Genomic DNA, 20,681 nt, shown 5'->3' on the forward strand with positions numbered 1-20,681 from the left:
TGAAATGCCATGACAGAGCCCAGCACAGAAATTTTAAGCCTGTACCACCGCAAAGTTTCATTAGGAGAGCTTGTTTTTGATGCGGCGCAGCACCAAGCCGTGAGTGCGTTACAGTCTTTGAGTGAGCAATTAAATCAGCCAACAAGCTGGTGGCAAAAAGCACGGTTAATCAAAGGGGTATATTTATACGGTCCTGTTGGTCGGGGTAAATCTATGCTGATGGATTTATTTTATAAAAACTTACCCACAGAGAAAAAGCAGCGCCTGCATTTTCATCACTTTATTGAAAAAATTCATGCTCAATTGGCCAAGTTACAAGGGGATAAAAATCCGCTACAAATAATAGCTAAACAGTGGGCCAAAGAGATAAAGGTACTGTGCTTTGATGAGTTTTTTGTTAGTGATATTGGTGATGCCATGATCATGGCTCGGTTATTTAACGCTTTGTTTGAACAAGGCGTGGTACTAGTCGCAACCTCTAACGCAAAACCCGAGCAACTTTATTACAACGGTTTGCAACGCGCGCGATTTTTACCAACTATCGATTTAATAAATGCGCATTGTCATGTAATTAACGTAGCGGGGGAGGAAGACCACCGCTTCAGGTACGTTAGAAGCAGTCGTCATTATTTTATTAACTTGCCCCACGCGGAATTTGAGGCTGGGTTTTTATCCGCATACCCTCAAGCAACGCGTGATAATACAATGACTGTGCATGGCCGAGCACTCTCCTATTTATTAAAAACTGACGATGCTTTACTGATTGATTTTATGGCATTGTGCTCAGGTCCTCGCAGCGCCAATGACTATATGTTTTTAGCAGAACAGTTTTCGGTAGTATATATCGCGAATGTGCCAATAATGGGAAAAGAGGCAACCGGTAAGGTTATTGTGCATGGTATAGAAGATAGCTATCAGCGAGAAAAGCAGCAATTGGATGAGCATACTCTTGATGATGAAGCACGGCGTTTTATTGCCTTAGTCGATGAGTTTTACGATTGCCACAAATTACTGGTAATTAATGCCCAGGCCGACATAAACGAGTTATACCAAGGTAAAAAGTTAAGTTTTGAATATGCGCGAACCCAGTCACGGATTGTAGAAATGCAAAATTGGTAAGTACAACATTAAAACACCGCATTTAATTTAAATGCGGTGTTTTAATTTTAAGCTGATAACTTAAAGAAGCCTTTATGACTTATATCCATTTGGATTATTTGATTGCCAGCGCCAAGTATCTTGCATCATGACATCAATACCACGCTCAGCTTGCCAACCTAGTTCACTAAGGGCTTTTTCTGGCGCAGCATAACAGGCTGCAATATCACCTGGGCGACGAGGTGACACCGCATAAGGGATTGCTTGGTCGCTAGCCTTAATAAACGCATTGACCATTTGTAATACTGAATAGCCGTTACCTGTACCAAGGTTATAAACAAGCGCACCGGTTTCTGCGGCTATTTTATCAAGTGCTTTTAAATGCCCTAGGGCTAAATCTACAACGTGAATGTAATCACGAACGCCAGTACCATCAACCGTATCATAATCGTCGCCAAATACAGCAAGTTGCTTTAATTTGCCAACCGCAACTTGTGAAATGAAAGGCAATAAATTATTAGGAATACCATTAGGGTCTTCACCAATCAAGCCTGACTCATGTGCACCGACAGGATTAAAGTAGCGCAAAATAGCAAACGCGAAGCGCTCATCTGATTTAGCGATATCTTGCAACATCATTTCAACCATTAGTTTAGACGTACCATATGGATTGGTTGTACCGCCAACGGGGAAGTCTTCGCGTATTGGTAAGCTTGCTGGGTCGCCGTATACAGTGGCGGATGAGCTAAATACCAGTTTGAATACACCTGCATCACGCATAGCATCAACCAGTGTTAGTGTACCTTGTACATTATTTTGATAATACTCAATGGGTTTTACGACCGATTCTCCCACGGCTTTTAGGCCAGCAAAATGAATCACACTTTCAATGGTATGCTTGGCAAATACCGAGTCTAAAAAGGGTTTATCTAAAATATCACCTTGATAAAAAGTAATTGCTTTGTCAGTTATTTTTTTCACTCTTTCAAGTGACTCTTCAGAGGAGTTACTTAAGTTATCAATCACGATAACGTCGCTGCCTTGCTGTAAAAGTTCTAAAACGGTGTGTGAGCCAATATAGCCTGCGCCACCGGTTACTAAAATTGCCATGAATGCTCCTTGGAAACCTCTGTTTAATTAAGTTAATTTCACCATAAATACTGAGCTTTTACATGTATTATTTTGTTTGTTTTGCAATCGTAACATCGCAAGCTGTACTTTTGATTACATTTTGTGCAATTTTAATAACACCGCAGTAGAAAGATTAAGTTATAGTTCATATGTAATTGCTAAAGTAAGGTATAGCAATTTGTAAAATATTTAGTTGATTATAATGATCAGCATACTCGTTGGAGAAACGTATGAACTCAGTTAAAAAAATAGCAATGTTGATATTTATTGCACTACCGAGTGTTGTTTGCGCGGGTGAGGCACAAGTTAAATGGCATGACTTTAATGATTATCGCGATGTACGCCCATCAAACCAAACTAAAGGCTCATACCATAAGCAAATTGCCAAAAATATTGATGAGCACTTTGCAAAGCTCAGTGAGCAGCTTCCTAAAAATTATAGTTTAAAAATTGAAGTAACCGATTTAGATTTAGCTGGTGACGTGCGCTATGGCGGTGTTAACGAAATTCGGGTGGTTAAACCCATTCACTTTCCACGGATTGAATTTAACTATGTGCTCAGTAATGAAAGTGGTGTTGTCGCACAAGAAGACAACGTGAGCTTAAAAGATATGGGCTTTATGGATAAAATTAAAATGGGTCGAGACGAAGCATTTTACTATGAAAAACGCTTATTAACAGAGTGGTTTGGTGAGCAAATTTTACCGCGTATCTAGCTAATAATGCAAAGCATCTACTTTGGTAGATGCTTTGCAAGTAAGTCGCTAATTTTTATTTAAAGGTCGCTAACAGCGTTAGTAAATTTTGTAGTTTAATAACCGCTTGTTTTAGTTTTTCTTCATCCAAACCGTCGCTAGATAAGCTTTCTACATCAGCGGCAACGTCTAACACGTAAGGCTTAAAACGTTTAGCTTCGAAACTAAATCCAGCGTCCTCGGCAAATAAGGCTTTAAATTTTCCGTGACCTTGCTGTTGTAACTCATCGAGTTTTTTGTCTGCGTCAAGTGCCTGACGGTAAACAATTTTTAAGTTGGCGTTGAGTTGTTCAATTATAGAATCCATGGTTTTCCTAAAGCTTAGTGCAATGTTGCCGATAAATACTTAAGTGGGTTGGTAAAGTAATTTACCAATTCAGCGACTATAATACGTGTATTACAGTTAAAAGTCAGGTGTGAGTTATGAATATATCAGGTGGAAATCTACCTACAATGCCTGGTGCAGGCCAAGGCGCAGAAGTATTAACTGCTGCTTTATCTAAAAAGCAACAGCAAGCTGATGGTGCCGCTGCACTGGCACTTATTGAAGGTGCTACACAATCTTCAAGTGCGCAAACACCGGCTAAGTCGGTCACTGCAACACTTGGGAATAATGTAAACGTTTATGTTTAAACTAATTTGAGGTCGATAGGGGTTTTACTTTTTTGACCTCCTATTTCCCGAACTAGTTTAGGCACCAAAAATCCAGGCAGGGCTTCTAAAAGCTCTGCCATTATTTTTATGGCCTGCGCCTCATCTATATCAAAATGACTTGCGCCTTCTACCTTATCCAGTAAGTGTAAGTAATAAGGCATTACGTCTGCATCAAATAGTGCTTCACTTAAGTTTATTTGTGCATCAACGTTATCGTTCACATCTTTTAAAATAACCGCCTGGTTTAACAGTAGCACATCTGCTTTTTTGAGCATGTTCATGGCATTTTTAAAGTCATTATCTATTTCGTTTGCATGGTTAATATGATTAACGAATATAATTTTTAATGGTGACTTTGCTAATCTTTCACATAATTGTTCAGTAATACGTGCAGGAATAACCACAGGCAAGCGGCTGTGTATGCGCATGCGTTTAATTTGTGGTATTTGCTCAAGCTCATCTAAAAACCAGCTAATAGCATCGTCTTTGGCCATTAGTGGATCGCCACCACTTAAAATCACTTCGTTAATATTTTTATCTGATTTTATATAGCTCAATGCATCAATAAGACTACGTTTATTCAGTTGGTTTTCTTGATAAGGAAAATGGCGTCTAAAGCAGTAGCGGCAATTTACAGCACAACCGGTTTTAAACATGACTAAAACACGCGATTTATATTTATGTAACAGACCCGGTTGATTGTTATCTTGCTCAAGTAACGGGTCTTTATTAAACCCCGATTTAGTTAAAAACTCTTGATGGCGGGGCATAACTTGCAGCAATAAAGGGTCATTTGCATCGCCGTGACGAATTTTTTTTATAAAAGGCAATGGCACACGAACAGGGAACAAGCTACGAGCTTTTATGTCGTTTTCATGGACTTGGCTCGATAAACCAACCATTTCTAGCAACACTTTTGGGCAGGTAACTACATTTGCTAATTCTTTTTGCCAGTTTTTATGCAAATTTGCTTCATTTCTTTGTATCATTGGCACGTAGATTACTCGAAAAATATAAATAGAGGAAACGATGGCGAATTATAGCACCAACGAGTTCAAGGGCGGCCTAAAAATTATGATGGACGGCGAACCTTGCAGTATCTTAGAAAATGAAATGGTAAAACCGGGTAAAGGCCAAGCGTTTAACCGTGTTCGTATCCGTAAGCTTATCTCTGGCAAGGTACTTGAAAAAACCTTTAAATCGGGTGAATCGGTTGAAGGTGCTGATGTAATGGATACCGATTTAGCGTATCTATACACAGACGGTGAATTTTGGCATTTCATGAACAACGAAACATTTGAACAAATCGCTGCTGATGAAAAAGCACTGGGCGATGCTGGCAAATGGTTAGTTGAAAACGATGTATGTACTATTACATTATGGAACGGCAGCCCAATTGCTGTAACTCCACCAAACTTTGTTGAGCTTGAGATCACTGAAACCGACCCTGGCCTTAAAGGTGATACAGCAGGCACGGGTGGTAAACCAGCAACGCTTAGCACAGGTGCTGTAGTACGTGTTCCATTATTCGTACAAATTGGCGAAGTAATTAAAGTAGACACTCGCAATGGTGAATACGTAAGCCGTGTTAAGTAAGCTGTAACACGCCTTATTAATTAAATCCCGGCTTAAGCTGGGATTTTTTTTTGGAGAAAATATGTCAGCAGATCTTTGGGCGCCGAGTGCCAGCATAGATACACTCAAGCAACGAGCAGCGATTATGCGCAGCATTCGTGAATTCTTTTATGCTCGTAATGTAATGGAAGTCGAAACACCAAGTTTAAGTGCTGCCAGTGTAACCGATGTGCATTTAGCCAGCTTTGATACTACATTTGTGGGCCCAGGTCATGCTGGTGGGCTTTCCCTGTTTTTGCAAACATCTCCAGAGTTTGCGATGAAACGCTTGTTAGCGGCCGGCTCAGGCGCTATTTTCCAGCTTTGTAAGGCATTTAGAAATGAAGAAGCGGGCAGTCATCACAACCCTGAATTTACAATGCTCGAATGGTATCGTCCTGGGTTTGACGAATTTGCTTTAATGGATGAAATAGATGAGTTGATGCAGCTTATTCTTGAGGTTGCGCCTGCAGAGCGGATTACCTACCAACACGCATTTGAACGCACGCTAGGGCTTGATCCATTAACTGCCTCTATCACGCAGCTACAACAACTCGCATGCGAACATGGCTTTGCTGATATTGCTAAAAACGAGACTCATAAAGATACCTTACTGCAATTATTATTTTGTATGAAAGTAGAGCCGACTATTGGTCAAGACATCCCCTGTTTTGTGTATCACTTTCCCGCATCGCAAGCGGCACTTGCACAAATCTGTGAGCACGATCAGCGAGTTGCAGGGCGCTTTGAGCTTTATTATAAAAATATGGAGTTAGCCAACGGCTTTAATGAACTCACCAATGCCAAAGAGCAAGCAAAAAGGTTTAACCAAGATAACGCCTACCGCGCTGCTAGTGGCTTAAAACAAGTACCTATGGATACGCGTTTAATTGCCGCATTAGAGCATGGTTTAGAGCAATGTGCGGGGGTTGCATTGGGAATTGATAGATTAGTGATGCTAGCAACCAATAAGCAAAAAATAAAAGAGGTGATTGCGTTTGATGTGGCAAGAGCTTAAAGCAGCTAATAGCTTAAAGCGGTCAGCTATCAGATAAAAAAACACCGCGTTTGCATTAAACGCGGTGTTTTTTATTCTCGAACTGACAACTGGTCGCAGTATTACAAATTAAGCGTAAACGTAACACCGGCTACGCGAGGCTCGCCTAATTGTGTGTAAGTTTGGGTTGCGTAACCATCTAACGGGTTGTTGCCAAATTCAAAACCGCGAGTTGGAACGGTTTCATCAAACACATTACGTGCCCATGCGCGTACAGCCCACATATCGGCTTCGTAACCAAGGCTTACATTCACTAAGTTTGTGTTTGGAGCTTGTGCATTATGGCTATCGGAGAAGTAATAATCATCTTTACCTTCAACACCTAACATAGCATATAACTCATCAGTAACATTGTAGCGTGCACTAAATGCATATTGATATTTAGGCGCTTGTGCTTGCTCACGACCGTCTTGATTTAAACCAGATTTAGTAACAAAGTCATTAATTTTAGTGTCTAAGTATCCGGCACTTCCGGTAATAAATAAGTTTGGTGTTAGTTGATAGCTGCCTTCAATTTCAAGGCCATAGTTACTGCCAGAGCTGGCATTGGCGACATAACCGGTAAATTGTTGGTCTGATACTTGCCAAGACTTTAATTGAATATTGTCACGGTGCATATAAAATGCAGCTAAACGCAGGGTAAACTTATCATCCAATGAGCTGCCTTTAACACCAAACTCACCACTCCATAAGTACTCTGGATCAAAGCTAGTATGCTGTTTGAAAAAATCAGCATCTAAACTTAACCCTTCATCCTTTGCTTTTGCTAGCGCTTCTGAATTAATCCCACCGGCTTTGTAACCGCGCGTGATACTGGTATAAATCATGGTGCGGTCAATAACTTGGTATTCAAGTGCAACCTTGCCACCGAGCATAATATCGTCAGTTTCTTCAATAAAACCGTTACTATCTGTGTAATCACCTTGATATTGCTCAACACGTAAACCGGTAATAAGCGTAGTTTTTGGGCCTATTGCTGTGGCTAATTGGCCATAAGCTGCCATGTTATTGGTTTCATAGGTTGAGGCAAATGGATTGGCTAACCATGTATATTGACGCTCAAGGTCAACATCGCGGTTTTGATAGTAAATACCCGCCACCCAATTACCTGTTTTGCCATTAAACTGCAGATCGAGCGCTTGATCATCACGATCGCGGCTATAAATATCTGTTGAGCTATAACCATCTGGGTGCAGACCGGCAGCACATAATTGCGGCTTACTTGTATCGTTACATACCCAGTCTTCATCAAAACTATAAAAAAGCTCAGTATCAATGGCTGAAAGGTTTAAGCTCACATCAAAGGCGTCAAAACCGGTGTAAGTATTATTAAGGCCAACAGCATAGCTTTGTTGGTTATCTTCGCCCGGTTGATCAGCAAGACTGTTGCGAGAATTATCAAGGGTAAATGCATCGTAACCGTTATTGATATCGATATAGTGCAGGTTTAGCTCTGAATTTAAATGAGCTGTGAGTTGGCTATTTAATTTAAAGCGGGCAACTTGTTCATCTTGATTTTGTGTTTCATCATTTAAATAGAGGTTGTTTACATAACCGTCAGACTTTCTGCGAAAGTAGCTAACGCGGGCACTGGTATCATCGGTTAAACCTGTGCTAGCAGCAACGCCTGCTTCATGGCTGTTATAAGTGCCAGCACCTAAATGTAATTTTAAACTAGGATCGTTGGTAGCAGATGCTGACTGCATTTGAATCATACCCGCCATGCCATCGGCGCCAAAACGTGTACCTTGTGGGCCGCGGTAAATTTCTACTTGGTCAATATCAAATAATAATGAGCTGCCACCAAGGCCAGAATAATTTATACCGTCAATCACTAAACCGACAGATGGGTTAATTGGGTCGACGAATTGTGAACGAAGTCCCACCCCTCTAATTTGAATATAACGTCCGCGCGAGGCGCCTGAAGCAAAATTCACATTTGCAGCGCTTGCTAGCATTTCATCTAAATAAGTAGCCCCTCTGAGATTTACTTCATCTTCAGAAAATAAACTTGCGCTGGCACTTAACGTTTGAATGCTTTCTTTTTGAAAGTCACCAGTAACAATGATTTTCTCTAGGTCGGTGTCATCTGCATTGGCGTAGATTGGGGCACCGAATAGTGGTAATAACGTGGCTGTAATTAAAGACAAACGTAAATTCATTAGGTTACTTAACTCCATTTTAGGGACTTGTATGGTAGCAATTATTTCAACACTTGTGCTATAAACGCGGCAATTATACGTTAAATAATTTGGATTACTAATATGACCTTTAAAGTAGACTTTAAAGTGCGTGACTACGAGTGTGACCTACAAGGTATTGTAAATAATAGTGTTTATTTTAATTATCTGGAGCACGCTCGTCATGAGTTTTTATACGCACAGGGTGTTGATTTTGCACAACTTGCCAAAGATAAAATTAACTTAGTGGTACTTCGCAGTGAAATGGATTACAAGCAGTCTTTAAAGCCCGCGGATAAATTTTATGTAGCAGTAGAGCCAGTACGCATTAGTCGCCTTAAATTTGCGTTTAAACAAACGGTAGTTCGCAAATTAGACGAAAAAGTGATGCTCAATGCCTTAGTAATAGGTACGTCGGTTAACGAGAAAGGTCGTCCATTTTTACCACCACAGATAGATAACTTATTCCAAGCAATTGCTTAATTCCAAATAGCACTGCTTTTAAACTAGCTTAGAACAAAAATTTACATTTAAAACATGCATTTTTAACGGATAAACCTGACAAATATTGATACTATTACATTAATTAGACAATAAGTTAGTAGTAACATGAAATTAGCAGCAATACCGATGCTTGTAATCGGTTTATGTGTTGGTTGCGCATCAACAGGGACAGTTACCACTGAGCAGCTAAAATATACACAATGGCAATTATCAAAGGTTGATGGTTTGGCTATTCCCGCATCTTTTAAAGCATCAATGAGCTTTATAGAAGCGCTACAAATAAATGGCTTTGCCGGATGCAATAAGTTTTTTGGTGAAGGTTCGCTTGAAGATAGCAGCTTGAGCGTAAGTAAATTAGGTATGACACGCAAATCATGCGGCCCTGAACTGGATGAGTTTGAACAGCAGTTTTTACAAGCGCTTAAGCAAGGTGCCGAGCTTAACCTGCAAGACCAAAAATTGGTGATGCAAGGCGAGCAAAAATTTGTGTTTATCCCTAAGTAAATTTTACACATTTTGAAAAACAGCCCCTTGCAGGGAATTTTCAACTGGCGTACACTCATAGCAGATTTGATTAAAACATTATCAAATCAACGAACAATTTAACTACTTGTCGGAGTGCCTAAGTTTTATTTAGGCTGAGATCGCGAAAGCGGGATCCGTGAACCTGATCAGGTTAATACCTGCGTAGGGAACAAGCTGCCTAAACGGGACGCTTGTGCGTCTTTTTTTATGCGTACAACAAAATCAAACCCGTCAATTTAGGCTGCAAAGTGGCATAAAGCTACTTTACGATCTTTCTCTATTCCATTGGAATATCTGGCAAGACAACCCTTAAGCAATGAGGTAAGTCATGTCAAACACTACAAACAAATCGTCGCGCCGAGAAACTCGTGCTGCTGCATCTGACTATATTTATAACCTAACGGGTCAACCATTTCCAAGCTCTCATAAAGTGTATGTTGAAGGAACCCAGCAAGGCGTGCGTGTGGGTATGCGCGAAATAACATTAAGCGATACATTCATAGGTGGCACAGATGAAAACCCTGTGTATGAGTCAAATGAGCCGCTGCGTGTTTACGATACATCTGGCCCGTATACCGATCCTAATTTTGAATTAGATGTACGTAAAGGGCTTGATAAATACCGTGAGCAGTGGATTGAAAGCCGTGGTGATACTGAAGTACTTGAGTCAGTTACCTCACAGTTTGCGCAGCAGCGTATGGCTGACGATGGGCTTGATCATATTCGCTTTGAGCATTTACCAAAAATTCGCCGTGCAAAAGCGGGTAAAAACGTAACGCAAATGCACTATGCCCGCCAAGGGATAGTTACCCCAGAAATGGAATATGTAGCGATACGTGAAAACATGGGGCGTGCGCAAATACGTGAAGAGCTTCTCGCGGCACAACATAAAGGGGAATCGTTTGGCGCGAGTATTCCTGAGTTTATTACTCCTGAATTTGTGCGTGCTGAAATAGCGCGTGGTCGCGCTATTTTACCTAACAATATTAATCATCCAGAAACCGAACCTATGATTGTTGGTCGCAACTTTTTAGTTAAAGTTAACGCCAATATAGGTAATTCATCAGTGGGTTCATCCATTGAGGAAGAAGTTGAAAAAATGGTGTGGTCAACCCGTTGGGGTGCCGACACCGTAATGGATTTATCAACTGGGCGCTACATTCACGAAACCCGCGAATGGCTAGTGCGTAATTCGCCAGTCCCTATTGGTACTGTACCCATTTATCAGGCCCTTGAAAAAGTAAATGGCGTAGCTGAAGACTTAACGTGGGAAATATTTCGTGACACGCTGATTGAGCAAGCCGAGCAAGGTGTTGATTACTTTACTATTCATGCTGGTGTACTGCTGCGCTATGTGCCTATGACAGCAAAACGCGTAACAGGCATTGTATCGCGCGGTGGCTCTATTATGGCTAAATGGTGCCTAGCTCATCACAAAGAAAACTTTTTATACACGCATTTTGAAGATATTTGTGAAATTTTAAAACAATACGATGTGTGTTTTTCATTAGGCGATGGCCTTCGCCCAGGCTCTATTGCTGATGCTAACGATGAAGCGCAATTTAGTGAGCTTCGTACCTTAGGCGAACTGACTAAAATAGCTTGGAAGCATGATGTACAAGTGTTCATAGAAGGCCCTGGGCATGTGCCTATGCATATGATCAAAGCCAATATGGAAGAGCAACTTAAACATTGTGACGAAGCGCCCTTTTATACCTTAGGCCCACTCACCACAGATATTGCACCAGGGTATGACCATATAACCTCAGGGATTGGGGCTGCGCAAATAGCTTGGTATGGCTGTGCCATGCTGTGTTATGTAACACCGAAAGAACATTTAGGTTTGCCAAATAAAGAAGACGTTAAAGAAGGCCTTATCACCTATAAAATTGCTGCTCATGCCGCCGATTTAGCCAAAGGTCACCCCGGTGCACAAGAGCGAGACAATGCTTTATCAAAAGCACGCTTTGAATTTAGGTGGCACGACCAATTCAACATTGGTTTAGACCCTGTTCGCGCTCGTGAATACCATGATGAAACACTGCCGCAAGAATCAGGAAAAGTAGCCCACTTTTGCTCCATGTGTGGTCCTAAATTTTGTTCGATGAAAATAACCCAAGAAGTACGTGACTACGCCAAAGATCTAGAAGCGCGCGGTATTGATCCTAATAACGTGGGTGATGCCATTGAAATCAAAATGGTTGATGTAGAGGCCGAGATGAAAGCTAAATCTGAAGAGTTTAAACAAACAGGCTCAGAGATTTACCATAAAGCAATATAAAATAGGTTGCGAGTTGCGAGCATCGAGTAGCGAAATGTTTATCTTAACATCTTGTTGCTCGAAGCCAGAGACCCGCAGCTCGCAGCTAAATGTAGGAGTGTTTATGTTTTATGACATTGCTGTGGTGGGCTTTGGTTTAGCGGGGCGGTTGGCGGCGCTTGAGTTAAGTAAGCAGCACCGTATTACTGTATTTGAAGCTGATGACGAGCATACTCAAAATAGTGCGGGTAAAGTGGCGGCGGCTATGCTGGCACCACTAGCTGAGTCGGTTATGTGTGAACATGATTTAGCACTATTGGGAGTAGATTCTATTGCTCGCTGGCCTGCTATTTTAGATGAGTTAAACAGTGAGGTGTTCTTTCAACAGCAGGGCACCTTAGTGGTTGCTCACCCGCAGGATAAAGGCGACTTACAAAGTTTTGCACAGCGAATAAAGCCGTTACTAAATTTTAGTGCCAAAGCGGTTAATACGCAGCAAATAGCGGATTTAGAACCTGAGCTTACAGGGCGTTTTAATCAAGGGCTATTTTTATCCGGTGAAGCGCAAATAGATAACCAAGCCTTTTATAAAGCCAGCTTTAGGTTGCTAAATAAGCGCAAAGTAAAGTTTGTGTTTAATCAACGCGCCAGCATCTTTGATAATAAAGTGAATAATCGAGAGTTTGATTACATTATTGATTGCAGAGGGCTTGGAGCCAAACAAGATCAGCCACTTCGAGGCGTGCGCGGGGAAGTGGCAAGGTTATACGCCCCTGAGGTTAACTTAACGCGGCCTGTGCGTTTAATGCATCCGCGTTACCCTATTTATATTGCACCTAAACCTAATCATGAATATGTCATAGGGGCAACGGAGATCGAATCGCAAGATACAGGTCCTGCAACTGTGCGCTCAACCCTTGAACTATTATCAGCGGCCTACACTGTTCATAGTGGCTTTGCCGAAGCGCGATTATTAAATATTCAAACAGGCTTACGCCCAGCGTTTAGCGATAATCGCCCACAGGTAAAAAAAACGAGCAAGGTTATCAGTATCAATGGCTTATATCGCCACGGCTATATGTTGGCACCCGCGCTTGTGGCACAAGCATTATCGCAAATAGAGTGAGTATTAAATGAACATTACAATTAATGGTGAGCCTTTAAATGTGACTAGCCATGCGCTGCTGGAAATAGTAAAAAACGTGGGTGCGATGGCGCCTTATGCCGTGGCTGTAAATGGAGAGTTTATTCCTCAGAGTCGCCATAGCCACGTTGTTATAAATGAAGGTGACAGTATTGAGTTATTGTCACCTATCCAAGGTGGATAGTGCTATGCAAAGCAAAGACTGTTTAACAATTTATGGTGAACCAATCAATAGTCGCTTGTTAATTGGATCTGCGTTATATCCGTCACCAGATATCATGACGCAATCGATTAAAGCCTCAGGTGCTGAGATAGTCACCGTGTCACTTAGACGACAACAAAACGCGGCGGCAGGGAATGATTTTTGGCAATTAATTAAAAACACCGGTTTAAAAATACTGCCTAATACTGCCGGATGCCACAGCGTCAAAGAGGCTATTAACCTAGCTAAAATGTGCCGAGAAGTATTTGCTACCGATTGGATAAAACTTGAATTAATAGGCGATGACTATAATTTACAGCCCGATCCCTTTGCATTACTTGAAGCCACAAAAATATTGATTGATGATGGGTTTAAAGTACTGCCTTATTGCACTGATGATTTAGTGCTGTGTCAGCGCTTGAATGGATTAGGCTGTGAGGTGCTAATGCCGTGGGGCGCGCCTATTGGCACCGGTAAAGGATTGTTAAATAGTTATAATTTAAAAACCATTAGAGAACGCCTGCCTAATACAACATTAATTGTTGATGCCGGGTTAGGTTTACCATCGCATGCCTGCCAAGCACTTGAATTAGGGTATGATGCTGTATTATTAAATTCAGCCATTGCAGGGGCGGGTTGCCCAGTGACTATGAGCCGTGCATTTAAAGCTGCGGTAGAGGCAGGGCGCTTTGCATACAATGCCAAAGCAATGCCCGAAAAAGACGTTGCAACCCCCTCAACCCCAACAATGGGTATGCCATTTTGGCATCAGCAGTAAGGAAATAAAAATATGACAAACGTAGTGTGGACAATTGCTGGCTCTGATTCTGGCGGCGGCGCGGGTATTCAAGCCGATATTAAGGCAATGCAAAGTTTTGGTGTACATGCTTGTACAGCAATCACCGCGCTTACCGCTCAAAATAGCTTAGGTGTAGAGGCTATTAATGCAGTGTCTACCGATATTATTGAATCTCAGTTGCTTGCACTTGAAAAAGACATGAAAGCCAAAGTGATAAAAATTGGCATGCTTGCCAATGTGCAGCAAATTCAGTTAATTAGTGAGCACATAAGCCACTACAAAACCAAATGGCCAACGCCGCCGGTTATTGTGTATGACCCTGTTGCTATTGCCTCAAGCGGTGACTTACTAACAGAAGAAGACACCGTAAGCGCGATAAAAGAATGTTTACTACCGCTGGTAGATGTAATTACCCCAAATACCCACGAAACACAGTTATTAACGGGTGTGTATTTAATTGGCCCTGCAGCGATTAAAGAAGCGGCGAGTAAGCTGATGGCGTGGGGCGCAAAAGCGGTGGTGATTAAAGGCGGACATTGGGATTACCCAAGCGGGTATTGCATTGATTACTGCACACAAAACGCTGAAGACTATTGGCTAGGTAATGAAAAAATTCAAGTTCCTCATAGCCATGGTACAGGGTGCAGTATGGCGTCAGTAATTGCTGCGTGTCTTGCAAAAGACTATCCGTTAAAAGATGCGTTTATTTTAGCTAAAGCCTATATAAACCAAGGTTTAAAGCAATCAGTTCGCTATGGCGAGGGCATAGGGCCAGTCGCACAAACGCAGTTTCCTACCGATTTAGCACATTACCCTCAGGTGATTGAACCGGGTAGCTGGTTAGGTGATGAGTTGGATTTTGATGTGCCGCTTGATTTTAATATGGCTGCTGATTTTGCAGCCTGTGAAAGTAAAAAGCTTGGCCTCTATGGTGTGGTTGATAGCATTGAATGGCTAGAAAAGTGCTTACAGCAAGGAATTAAAACAGCTCAGCTTCGTGTTAAAAATAAAACGCAGAATGAGCTAGATGAACTGATTGCCAAAGCGGTCACTTTGGGTGAGCAGTATAATGCGCAGGTATTTATAAATGATTACTGGCAACTTGCCATCAAACATGGCGCCTATGGGGTGCATTTAGGACAAGAAGACTTAGAGAGTGCAAACTTAGTTGCTATAAAAGAAGCAGGCCTGCGACTTGGTCTCTCTACCCATGGGTTTTATGAAATGCTACGCGCGCATAATTATCGCCCAAGCTACATGGCGTTTGGTGCTATTTACCCAACGACGACCAAAGACATGACTGGCCAGATACAAGGGCTTGAAAAGCTAACTCGGTTTGTGCCATTAATGCAAAGCTATCCTACAGTGGCTATTGGCGGAATTGATTTAAATAGGGCGCAAGAGGTTGCTAAAACGGGCGTGGGCAGTGTAGCCGTGGTACGTGCTATTACCGAGGCTGATGATTATGTAGAGGCAATCAATACCTTAAAATCGGTGATAAATGAGAATGCCTGCTAACATGCAAACGCAGCAGCTCAGCGACAAAGAAACCTTGCGTTATAGCCGCCATATATTACTTGATGAAGTGGGGCTTGAAGGGCAGTTAACGCTGAAACGCTCAACGGTTGCCGTAGTTGGCGCAGGTGGCTTAGGTAGTCCTGCGCTGCTGTATTTAGCGGCAGCTGGCATTGGGTCGCTTATTTTAATTGATGACGATGTAGTTGAACTGTCTAACTTGCAGCGCCAAGTGCTCTATAAAGTAAATCATTTGGGGCAAAACAAAGTTCGCGCGGCTGGAAAAGTGCTTGTGAGCCTTAACAATCAAATAAATATAATAACCCACACTCAAAAGCTGGATGATACCAACAGTGCGTTGCTCTTAAAAAACGCCGACATAGTGCTTGATTGCTCTGATAACTTTAGTACCCGTTATGCGGTTAATCGCTATTGCATTGCTAATAACACTCGCTTAATTACAGGGGCTGCGCTGGCAACTCAAGGGCAATTAATGGGGTTTGATTTTAGGCAAAGTGACAGCCCATGTTACGGCTGTGTTTTCCCTCAAAGTAGCGATGCACCGGTTATAAATTGTAGTAATGCCGGGGTAATTAGCCCTTTACTTGGGATTGTTGGGTCAATGCAGGCACAATTAACCCTCAATATGTTGTTAGGTCATTTTAAGGGGAATGTGTTTATAACGTTTGACGCATTAAGCTTAAAGCAACAGCATTTTAAGATGACTAAGGATTTAGCGTGTAAAGAGTGTGGCGGGTATGAGTAATGAAAAGCTTGGCTTTTAACGTGAGTAAGCTCTCCGTCTACAAGAAAAAAACACCGCGGTTATTGAAAATAAACGCGGTGTTTTTTTTAGCTCGAACTGACACTACCTATTAATCATCAATTTTTGCAAAGGCAGTGCCTAAACGAGTAACTACCTCTGGGAGTTGATCGTCTAATATTTCTGCTTTGTTCGCACCCCATGCGAGCACAACCGTTGAGCCTAATTTAAAGCGACCCATTTCTTCCCCTTTCTTAAGGGTGATCGCGTTTTCGCCTTTAGTTGGGTAGTTCCAGCTAAACACATCACTGCCAGCTGGTGGAGTCACTGTGCCAGCCCAAATAGTTTCTATGCTGGCAACAATGGTTGCGCCTACTAAAACCATAGCTAGCGGGCCAATTTCAGTTTCAAAAATAGCCACTACACGCTCGTTACGGGCAAATAAATTTGGTACGTTTTGAGCGGTAAGTGGGTTTACTGAAAATAAATCGCCCGGTACATAAATCATTTTGCTTAGCGTGCCATCAATTGGCATATGAATACGGTGGTAATCTTTTGGGGCTAAGTAAATAGTTGCAAATTTACCGCCTAAAAACGGGGTTGTGTCGTCTTGTGATCCACCTAACAATGCTTGTAAGCTGTAATCGTGGCCTTTAGCTTGAATAAGTTGACCATCAACAATGTCGCCTAGTTGGCTAATTGCGCCGTCTACTGGATGAATAATAATATCGTCATCTTCAACCATAGGACGCACACCGTCTTTTAACGGACGGGTAAAAAATTCATTAAAGCTTTTGTAATGAGCCGGATCTGAATATTTAGCTTCGCTCATATCTATTTTATATTGTTTAATAAATAATTTAATTAATGTGGTTGTTAACGCACCGGCTTTTGCTGCAGCAAGTTTACCTACCACACGAGAAATAAAGTGTTTTGGCATGGCATACTGCATGGCGATTTTAAATTTATCTAAACTCACAGGTTATTCCCTTATTATACGCGGGGCGCACGAGCGCCTGCACGGCCATCGGCCATGGTTTCTAAAATACGGTGGTAGCTTTCAAAGCGTAATTTTGAAATATCGCCATCGGCTACCGCTTGTTTAATTATACAGCCCGGATCGTTTAAATGTTTACAATCTCTAAACCGGCATCCGCCTATAAATTCTCTAAATTCTTTAAAGCACCAAGTGACGCGTTCAACATCTAAATGCCATAGGCCAAATTCACGAATTCCCGGTGAGTCAATTAAATTACCCCCACTCGGTAAATGATGAAGGCGCGATACCGTGGTGGTGTGCTGGCCAAGCCCGCTGTTTTCAGATACTTCTTTAGTCAAAATTTCAGCATCCGGCAGTACAGTGTTAACTAAGGTAGATTTACCCACGCCACTTTGACCAACAAAAATATTATTTTTGCCCGCAAGTACTTCTTTTAACTCATTAATGCCTTCGCCAGTTATATTACTAACTAGCAGCACCTGATAATTAAGCTTACGGTAAATGTCGAGGATTTGTTGTATTTCGTTTAAACCAGCTTCATCAATTAAATCAATTTTATTCAGTACTAAAATGGGTTCGATACCCATGTCTTCACAGGCAATTAAATAGCGGTCAATAATGCTCGGGGTAAACTCTGGCAGTACCGCTGAAACCATTAAAATTTGATCAATGTTAGCGGCAATCACTTTAACCCCATCATAAAAATCGGGGCGCGTGAGTTGTGAACGGCGCTCTTGAGTTGCTTCAATAACACCCGCTAAATCACCTTCACTTACTTTTGCACGGCGAAACAATACTTCATCGCCGCAAACCAAGTTCGATACGGTACGACGAATATTACAACGTAATACATCACCGTTTTGTGTTTCTACATCGGCATGTTGTCCAAAGCGGCTAATAACAATCGCATTTTCCACTTGACCTAAATTATCTGTTTGCCATTCTTGCGCGCCGACTTTTGCCGGTTTTGTATCGGCATTCGATAAGCGCTTTTGATGATTGGCCTTGATCCTACGGGATTGGCCTTTACTTAATTTTTTCTGTTTTGCCACTTGAGGCCTATAACCTGAGTTAAATGCCGAGTTTGCCAAAAAAAGCTTTAGCTCGACGGTTGATGCTAATATGATATATCGAAATGCGTTGGATCTAAAGAAAAGCACCGTTTAAGGTAATTATGACTATTAATAAATCAAATTTAATTTGGCTCGATCTGGAAATGACCGGACTTGAACCAGAGACTGACAAAATACTTGAAATTGCAACTGTTGTCACTGACGCTGATCTGAATATATTAGCCGAAGGCCCAACCATTGCCATTCATCAAAGTGATGAACTACTTGATGGTATGGATGAGTGGTGTACAACTCAGCATGGCAAATCAGGGCTTACAGCGCGTTGTAAGGCAAGTACTTTCGATGAAGCTTATGCCGTTGATCAAACCCTCGCGTTTTTAAAGCAATGGGTGCCAGCGGGTGCTTCACCTATGTGTGGTAACTCGATTGGCCAAGACCGTCGTTTTATGAATAAGTATATGCGTGAGCTTGAAGACTTTTTTCATTACCGTAATTTAGATGTAAGTACCATTAAAGAACTTGCTCGTCGTTGGAAACCAGATGTATTGGCTCAAGTGAATAAAAAAGGGTCACATTTAGCGTTAGACGACATTAAAGATTCGATTATGGAATTAAAGGTTTACCGAGAAAAGTTTTTTAATTTATAAAAAATACTTGCAAAGCACCCTAATTATTGTAGAATCCTGCCCCGCTCAAGACGATAACCCCGCGGGGTTAGTGTGTTTGAGCTTTGACTTTTGAATGCGGCACTAGCTCAGTTGCCAGAATGTTGAACGCGCCCTGTCGCGCACCAATGGACGAATTACTGACTATTTTGAATGCGGCACTAGCTCAGTTGGTAGAGCGCGACCTTGCCAAGGTCGAGGTCACGAGTTCGAGCCTCGTGTGCCGCTCCAATTTCTCACCAAAGAAATTGTAGTTCAAGATGAAAAGTTAAAATTGATATAATGCGGCACTAGCTCAGTTGCCAGAATGTAGGACGCGACCTGTCGCGCACCAACGGACAAATTACTGACTATTTTGAATGCGGCACTAGCTCAGTTGCCAGAATGTAGGACGCGACCCGTCGCGCACTAACGGACGAATTACTGACTATTTTGAATGCGGCACTAGCTCAGTTGGTAGAGCGCGACCTTGCCAAGGTCGAGGTCACGAGTTCGAGCCTCGTGTGCCGCTCCAATTTCTCACCAAAAGAAATTGTAGTAGAAATAAAGATTCAAGATGAAAGGCGAAAGGAACAAGGTTTAATTTTGACAGAACCTAGGACCTAGAATCTTCATATAATGCGGTACTAGCTCAGTTGGTAGAGCGCGACCTTGCCAAGGTCGAGGTCACGAGTTCGAGCCTCGTGTACCGCTCCAATCTTATTTACTTTCCAGATATTCATTTTCAAATAGCAAACAATAATCCACATGTAAATCATTATAAATTTAATTTATATAATTTTTATTAGATTTGAAGTGCTCAATGGATGCGAACGATCTGTGTTGTAAAACCTAAAACCTAGCTCTAAAACGTTTCGCCTTGCAAAGTGGCAATAATACGCCTAGCCCCGCCATGGTCGCGATGTTCGCCTAAGTATATTCCTTGCCAAGTCCCCAGCGCTAATTGACCATCATTAATAGGTATCGTTAACTCGCAACCTAAAGTGCTGGTTTTGATATGAGCAGGCATATCATCATCGCCCTCATAGTCATGACGATAATAAGGCTGGCGCTCAGGTACAAACTGATTGAAGTGGCTTTCCATATCCATACGCACGGTCGGATCAGCATTTTCATTAATGGTTAAGCTGGCAGAGGTGTGTTGAATAAATAAGTGTAATAAACCTATTTTTAGTTGGCTCAGCTGTGGGAGTTTAGTCAGTATGTCGTTATCAATTAAGTGAAAGCCCCGCGAGCGAGGCTTTAATGTAATCGTGGTTTGCGACCAGCTCATAGCTTATCGAAGCTCACTTCAATGTTTGCATTACCTGCATCACTGGTAAATGGCATAATAATTTTTTTGCCGTCACTTTTATGCGTAATAGTATGGTTTTTACCAGACACAACAATGGGGGTTGCCATGGCAAAGTCATAGCCTTTTTCACCTAATAGGTTTTTAGCACCACCGGTGACCATATTGGTTATTTCGCCGACCATGTCAGTGACTTCTTCATTTACGCTGTCAGGTCGCTCACCTAACATACGTTCCATTATAGTCAGCGCTAAACTTTCGTCGAAGGTTATTGAAAATGAACCGCGAGTTTGGGGGCCAACCATACCAATTAATCCCGATACATCACCACAGGCTACTTCATCGGTTTTAATGCGAGGTTTACCTGGTTTTAACTGAGTTTGAGCCATGGTGCTCAATACATTCATCAAAGAAGATAAAAAGGGATTAATGAACTCTACATTCATATTAT

Annotated in this window: 22 protein-coding genes, 3 tRNA genes and 1 riboswitch; of the genes, 17 read left to right on the forward strand and 8 right to left on the reverse strand. The window is 41.8% G+C overall.

Annotated features, from left to right (window positions below):
* The first annotated feature begins 9 nt into the window (after window positions 1–9).
* Window positions 10–1,119 (forward strand): cell division protein ZapE, encoded by a 1,110-nt coding sequence (gene zapE / locus KK487_RS01780; protein ID WP_024601673.1) that lies wholly within the window; start codon window positions 10–12, stop codon window positions 1,117–1,119.
* A 72-nt stretch (window positions 1,120–1,191) separates the two neighbouring features.
* Here the strand turns inward: zapE and galE are convergent, their stop codons facing one another.
* Window positions 1,192–2,208 (reverse strand): UDP-glucose 4-epimerase GalE, encoded by a 1,017-nt coding sequence (gene galE, locus KK487_RS01785; RefSeq protein WP_013463948.1) that lies wholly within the window; start codon window positions 2,206–2,208, stop codon window positions 1,192–1,194.
* Between the two features lie 251 nt (window positions 2,209–2,459).
* Between galE and KK487_RS01790 the strand changes: the two genes are divergently transcribed.
* Window positions 2,460–2,945: a DUF3016 domain-containing protein gene (locus KK487_RS01790; RefSeq protein ID WP_028834522.1), complete on the forward strand. Its 486-nt coding sequence runs from the start codon at window positions 2,460–2,462 to the stop codon at window positions 2,943–2,945.
* Window positions 2,946–3,000: 55 nt separating this feature from the next.
* Here the strand turns inward: KK487_RS01790 and KK487_RS01795 are convergent, their stop codons facing one another.
* Window positions 3,001–3,291 (reverse strand): hypothetical protein, encoded by a 291-nt coding sequence (locus KK487_RS01795; RefSeq protein ID WP_010390514.1) that lies wholly within the window; start codon window positions 3,289–3,291, stop codon window positions 3,001–3,003.
* 116 nt (window positions 3,292–3,407) lie between these two features.
* Here KK487_RS01795 and KK487_RS01800 point away from each other — a divergent pair, with 116 nt between their 5' ends.
* A complete protein-coding gene (locus KK487_RS01800; RefSeq protein ID WP_024601670.1) occupies window positions 3,408–3,617 on the forward strand; it encodes a hypothetical protein in 210 nt (69 codons plus the stop codon).
* On the opposite strand, the gene epmB is transcribed toward KK487_RS01800, so the two are convergent.
* A complete protein-coding gene (gene epmB / locus KK487_RS01805; RefSeq protein WP_215521909.1) occupies window positions 3,614–4,627 on the reverse strand; it encodes an EF-P beta-lysylation protein EpmB in 1,014 nt (337 codons plus the stop codon). The genes KK487_RS01800 and epmB overlap by 4 nt on opposite strands.
* A 40-nt stretch (window positions 4,628–4,667) precedes the next feature.
* Between epmB and efp the strand changes: the two genes are divergently transcribed.
* Complete coding sequence (gene efp, locus KK487_RS01810; protein WP_010390517.1) at window positions 4,668–5,234, forward strand: elongation factor P; 567 nt, start codon at window positions 4,668–4,670, stop codon at window positions 5,232–5,234.
* Window positions 5,235–5,295: 61 nt separating this feature from the next.
* Window positions 5,296–6,270 carry an elongation factor P--(R)-beta-lysine ligase gene (gene epmA, locus KK487_RS01815; RefSeq protein WP_215521910.1) on the forward strand — a complete coding sequence of 325 codons (975 nt, stop codon included), beginning with the start codon at window positions 5,296–5,298 and terminating at the stop codon, window positions 6,268–6,270.
* Between the two features lie 101 nt (window positions 6,271–6,371).
* On the opposite strand, the gene KK487_RS01820 is transcribed toward epmA, so the two are convergent.
* Window positions 6,372–8,471, reverse strand: coding sequence for a TonB-dependent receptor (locus KK487_RS01820; RefSeq protein ID WP_215521911.1), 2,100 nt, complete (start codon window positions 8,469–8,471; stop codon window positions 6,372–6,374).
* A gap of 102 nt (window positions 8,472–8,573) precedes the next feature.
* On the opposite strand from KK487_RS01820, the gene KK487_RS01825 reads away from it, so the two are divergent.
* The 8 genes from KK487_RS01825 (at window position 8,574) to KK487_RS01860 (ending at window position 16,204) form a co-directional block, all read left to right on the forward strand.
* The gene (locus KK487_RS01825; protein WP_215521912.1) at window positions 8,574–8,972 is read left to right on the forward strand and encodes an acyl-CoA thioesterase; all 399 of its coding nucleotides are present in this window, start codon (window positions 8,574–8,576) and stop codon (window positions 8,970–8,972) included.
* 126 nt (window positions 8,973–9,098) lie between these two features.
* On the forward strand, window positions 9,099–9,497 hold the full coding sequence (locus tag KK487_RS01830) for an META domain-containing protein (RefSeq protein WP_013463956.1): 399 nt from the start codon (window positions 9,099–9,101) through the stop codon (window positions 9,495–9,497).
* A gap of 100 nt (window positions 9,498–9,597) precedes the next feature.
* A riboswitch (TPP riboswitch) is annotated at window positions 9,598–9,704 on the forward strand.
* Window positions 9,705–9,846: 142 nt separating this feature from the next.
* Window positions 9,847–11,799, forward strand: a complete 1,953-nt coding sequence (thiC, locus tag KK487_RS01835) for a phosphomethylpyrimidine synthase ThiC (RefSeq protein ID WP_013463957.1) — start codon at window positions 9,847–9,849, stop codon at window positions 11,797–11,799.
* A gap of 103 nt (window positions 11,800–11,902) precedes the next feature.
* Window positions 11,903–12,904 carry an FAD-dependent oxidoreductase gene (locus KK487_RS01840; RefSeq protein ID WP_013463958.1) on the forward strand — a complete coding sequence of 334 codons (1,002 nt, stop codon included), beginning with the start codon at window positions 11,903–11,905 and terminating at the stop codon, window positions 12,902–12,904.
* Window positions 12,905–12,911: 7 nt separating this feature from the next.
* Window positions 12,912–13,106, forward strand: coding sequence for a sulfur carrier protein ThiS (gene thiS / locus KK487_RS01845; protein WP_013463959.1), 195 nt, complete (start codon window positions 12,912–12,914; stop codon window positions 13,104–13,106).
* Between the two features lie 4 nt (window positions 13,107–13,110).
* A complete protein-coding gene (locus tag KK487_RS01850; protein WP_013463960.1) occupies window positions 13,111–13,902 on the forward strand; it encodes a thiazole synthase in 792 nt (263 codons plus the stop codon).
* A gap of 12 nt (window positions 13,903–13,914) precedes the next feature.
* Window positions 13,915–15,441 (forward strand): thiamine phosphate synthase, encoded by a 1,527-nt coding sequence (thiE, locus tag KK487_RS01855; protein ID WP_215521913.1) that lies wholly within the window; start codon window positions 13,915–13,917, stop codon window positions 15,439–15,441.
* Window positions 15,425–16,204, forward strand: a complete 780-nt coding sequence (locus tag KK487_RS01860) for a HesA/MoeB/ThiF family protein (RefSeq protein ID WP_215521914.1) — start codon at window positions 15,425–15,427, stop codon at window positions 16,202–16,204. Before thiE ends, KK487_RS01860 begins: the two co-directional genes overlap by 17 nt.
* Before the next feature lie 109 nt (window positions 16,205–16,313).
* On the opposite strand, the gene asd is transcribed toward KK487_RS01860, so the two are convergent.
* Window positions 16,314–17,180, reverse strand: a complete 867-nt coding sequence (asd, locus tag KK487_RS01865) for an archaetidylserine decarboxylase (protein ID WP_016900290.1) — start codon at window positions 17,178–17,180, stop codon at window positions 16,314–16,316.
* Between the two features lie 14 nt (window positions 17,181–17,194).
* Window positions 17,195–18,253, reverse strand: a complete 1,059-nt coding sequence (gene rsgA / locus KK487_RS01870) for a small ribosomal subunit biogenesis GTPase RsgA (protein ID WP_013463964.1) — start codon at window positions 18,251–18,253, stop codon at window positions 17,195–17,197.
* A 122-nt stretch (window positions 18,254–18,375) separates the two neighbouring features.
* Between rsgA and orn the strand changes: the two genes are divergently transcribed.
* The 4 genes from orn (at window position 18,376) to KK487_RS01890 (ending at window position 19,635) form a co-directional block, all read left to right on the forward strand.
* Complete coding sequence (gene orn / locus KK487_RS01875; RefSeq protein ID WP_028834530.1) at window positions 18,376–18,921, forward strand: oligoribonuclease; 546 nt, start codon at window positions 18,376–18,378, stop codon at window positions 18,919–18,921.
* 173 nt (window positions 18,922–19,094) lie between these two features.
* A tRNA-Gly gene (locus tag KK487_RS01880) sits at window positions 19,095–19,170 on the forward strand.
* A 207-nt stretch (window positions 19,171–19,377) separates the two neighbouring features.
* Window positions 19,378–19,453: transfer RNA gene (locus KK487_RS01885), tRNA-Gly, on the forward strand.
* 106 nt (window positions 19,454–19,559) lie between these two features.
* Window positions 19,560–19,635, forward strand: a tRNA-Gly gene (locus KK487_RS01890).
* Between the two features lie 148 nt (window positions 19,636–19,783).
* On the opposite strand, the gene KK487_RS01895 is transcribed toward KK487_RS01890, so the two are convergent.
* Together KK487_RS01895 and KK487_RS01900 are read right to left on the reverse strand one after the other, a co-directional pair.
* Window positions 19,784–20,212: a secondary thiamine-phosphate synthase enzyme YjbQ gene (locus tag KK487_RS01895; RefSeq protein WP_024601659.1), complete on the reverse strand. Its 429-nt coding sequence runs from the start codon at window positions 20,210–20,212 to the stop codon at window positions 19,784–19,786.
* Window positions 20,209–20,676 carry a chemotaxis protein CheX gene (locus KK487_RS01900; RefSeq protein ID WP_013463966.1) on the reverse strand — a complete coding sequence of 156 codons (468 nt, stop codon included), beginning with the start codon at window positions 20,674–20,676 and terminating at the stop codon, window positions 20,209–20,211. The genes KK487_RS01895 and KK487_RS01900 overlap by 4 nt, the downstream gene beginning before the upstream one ends.
* Window positions 20,677–20,681 lie beyond the last annotated feature (5 nt).

It is taken from the genome of Pseudoalteromonas sp. SiA1, from assembly GCF_018732205.1.
Lineage (GTDB): Bacteria > Pseudomonadota > Gammaproteobacteria > Enterobacterales > Alteromonadaceae > Pseudoalteromonas > Pseudoalteromonas tetraodonis.

Coding starts and splice junctions, on each gene's coding strand:
- zapE (WP_024601673.1), top strand. CDS start 10: ATGACAGAGCCCAGCACAGAAATTTTAAGCCTGTACCACCGCAAAGTT.
- galE (WP_013463948.1), bottom strand. CDS start 2,208: ATGGCAATTTTAGTAACCGGTGGCGCAGGCTATATTGGCTCACACACC.
- KK487_RS01790 (WP_028834522.1), top strand. CDS start 2,460: ATGAACTCAGTTAAAAAAATAGCAATGTTGATATTTATTGCACTACCG.
- KK487_RS01795 (WP_010390514.1), bottom strand. CDS start 3,291: ATGGATTCTATAATTGAACAACTCAACGCCAACTTAAAAATTGTTTAC.
- KK487_RS01800 (WP_024601670.1), top strand. CDS start 3,408: ATGAATATATCAGGTGGAAATCTACCTACAATGCCTGGTGCAGGCCAA.
- epmB (WP_215521909.1), bottom strand. CDS start 4,627: ATGATACAAAGAAATGAAGCAAATTTGCATAAAAACTGGCAAAAAGAA.
- efp (WP_010390517.1), top strand. CDS start 4,668: ATGGCGAATTATAGCACCAACGAGTTCAAGGGCGGCCTAAAAATTATG.
- epmA (WP_215521910.1), top strand. CDS start 5,296: ATGTCAGCAGATCTTTGGGCGCCGAGTGCCAGCATAGATACACTCAAG.
- KK487_RS01820 (WP_215521911.1), bottom strand. CDS start 8,471: ATGAATTTACGTTTGTCTTTAATTACAGCCACGTTATTACCACTATTC.
- KK487_RS01825 (WP_215521912.1), top strand. CDS start 8,574: ATGACCTTTAAAGTAGACTTTAAAGTGCGTGACTACGAGTGTGACCTA.
- KK487_RS01830 (WP_013463956.1), top strand. CDS start 9,099: ATGAAATTAGCAGCAATACCGATGCTTGTAATCGGTTTATGTGTTGGT.
- thiC (WP_013463957.1), top strand. CDS start 9,847: ATGTCAAACACTACAAACAAATCGTCGCGCCGAGAAACTCGTGCTGCT.
- KK487_RS01840 (WP_013463958.1), top strand. CDS start 11,903: ATGTTTTATGACATTGCTGTGGTGGGCTTTGGTTTAGCGGGGCGGTTG.
- thiS (WP_013463959.1), top strand. CDS start 12,912: ATGAACATTACAATTAATGGTGAGCCTTTAAATGTGACTAGCCATGCG.
- KK487_RS01850 (WP_013463960.1), top strand. CDS start 13,111: ATGCAAAGCAAAGACTGTTTAACAATTTATGGTGAACCAATCAATAGT.
- thiE (WP_215521913.1), top strand. CDS start 13,915: ATGACAAACGTAGTGTGGACAATTGCTGGCTCTGATTCTGGCGGCGGC.
- KK487_RS01860 (WP_215521914.1), top strand. CDS start 15,425: ATGAGAATGCCTGCTAACATGCAAACGCAGCAGCTCAGCGACAAAGAA.
- orn (WP_028834530.1), top strand. CDS start 18,376: ATGACTATTAATAAATCAAATTTAATTTGGCTCGATCTGGAAATGACC.
- KK487_RS01895 (WP_024601659.1), bottom strand. CDS start 20,212: ATGAGCTGGTCGCAAACCACGATTACATTAAAGCCTCGCTCGCGGGGC.
- KK487_RS01900 (WP_013463966.1), bottom strand. CDS start 20,676: ATGAATGTAGAGTTCATTAATCCCTTTTTATCTTCTTTGATGAATGTA.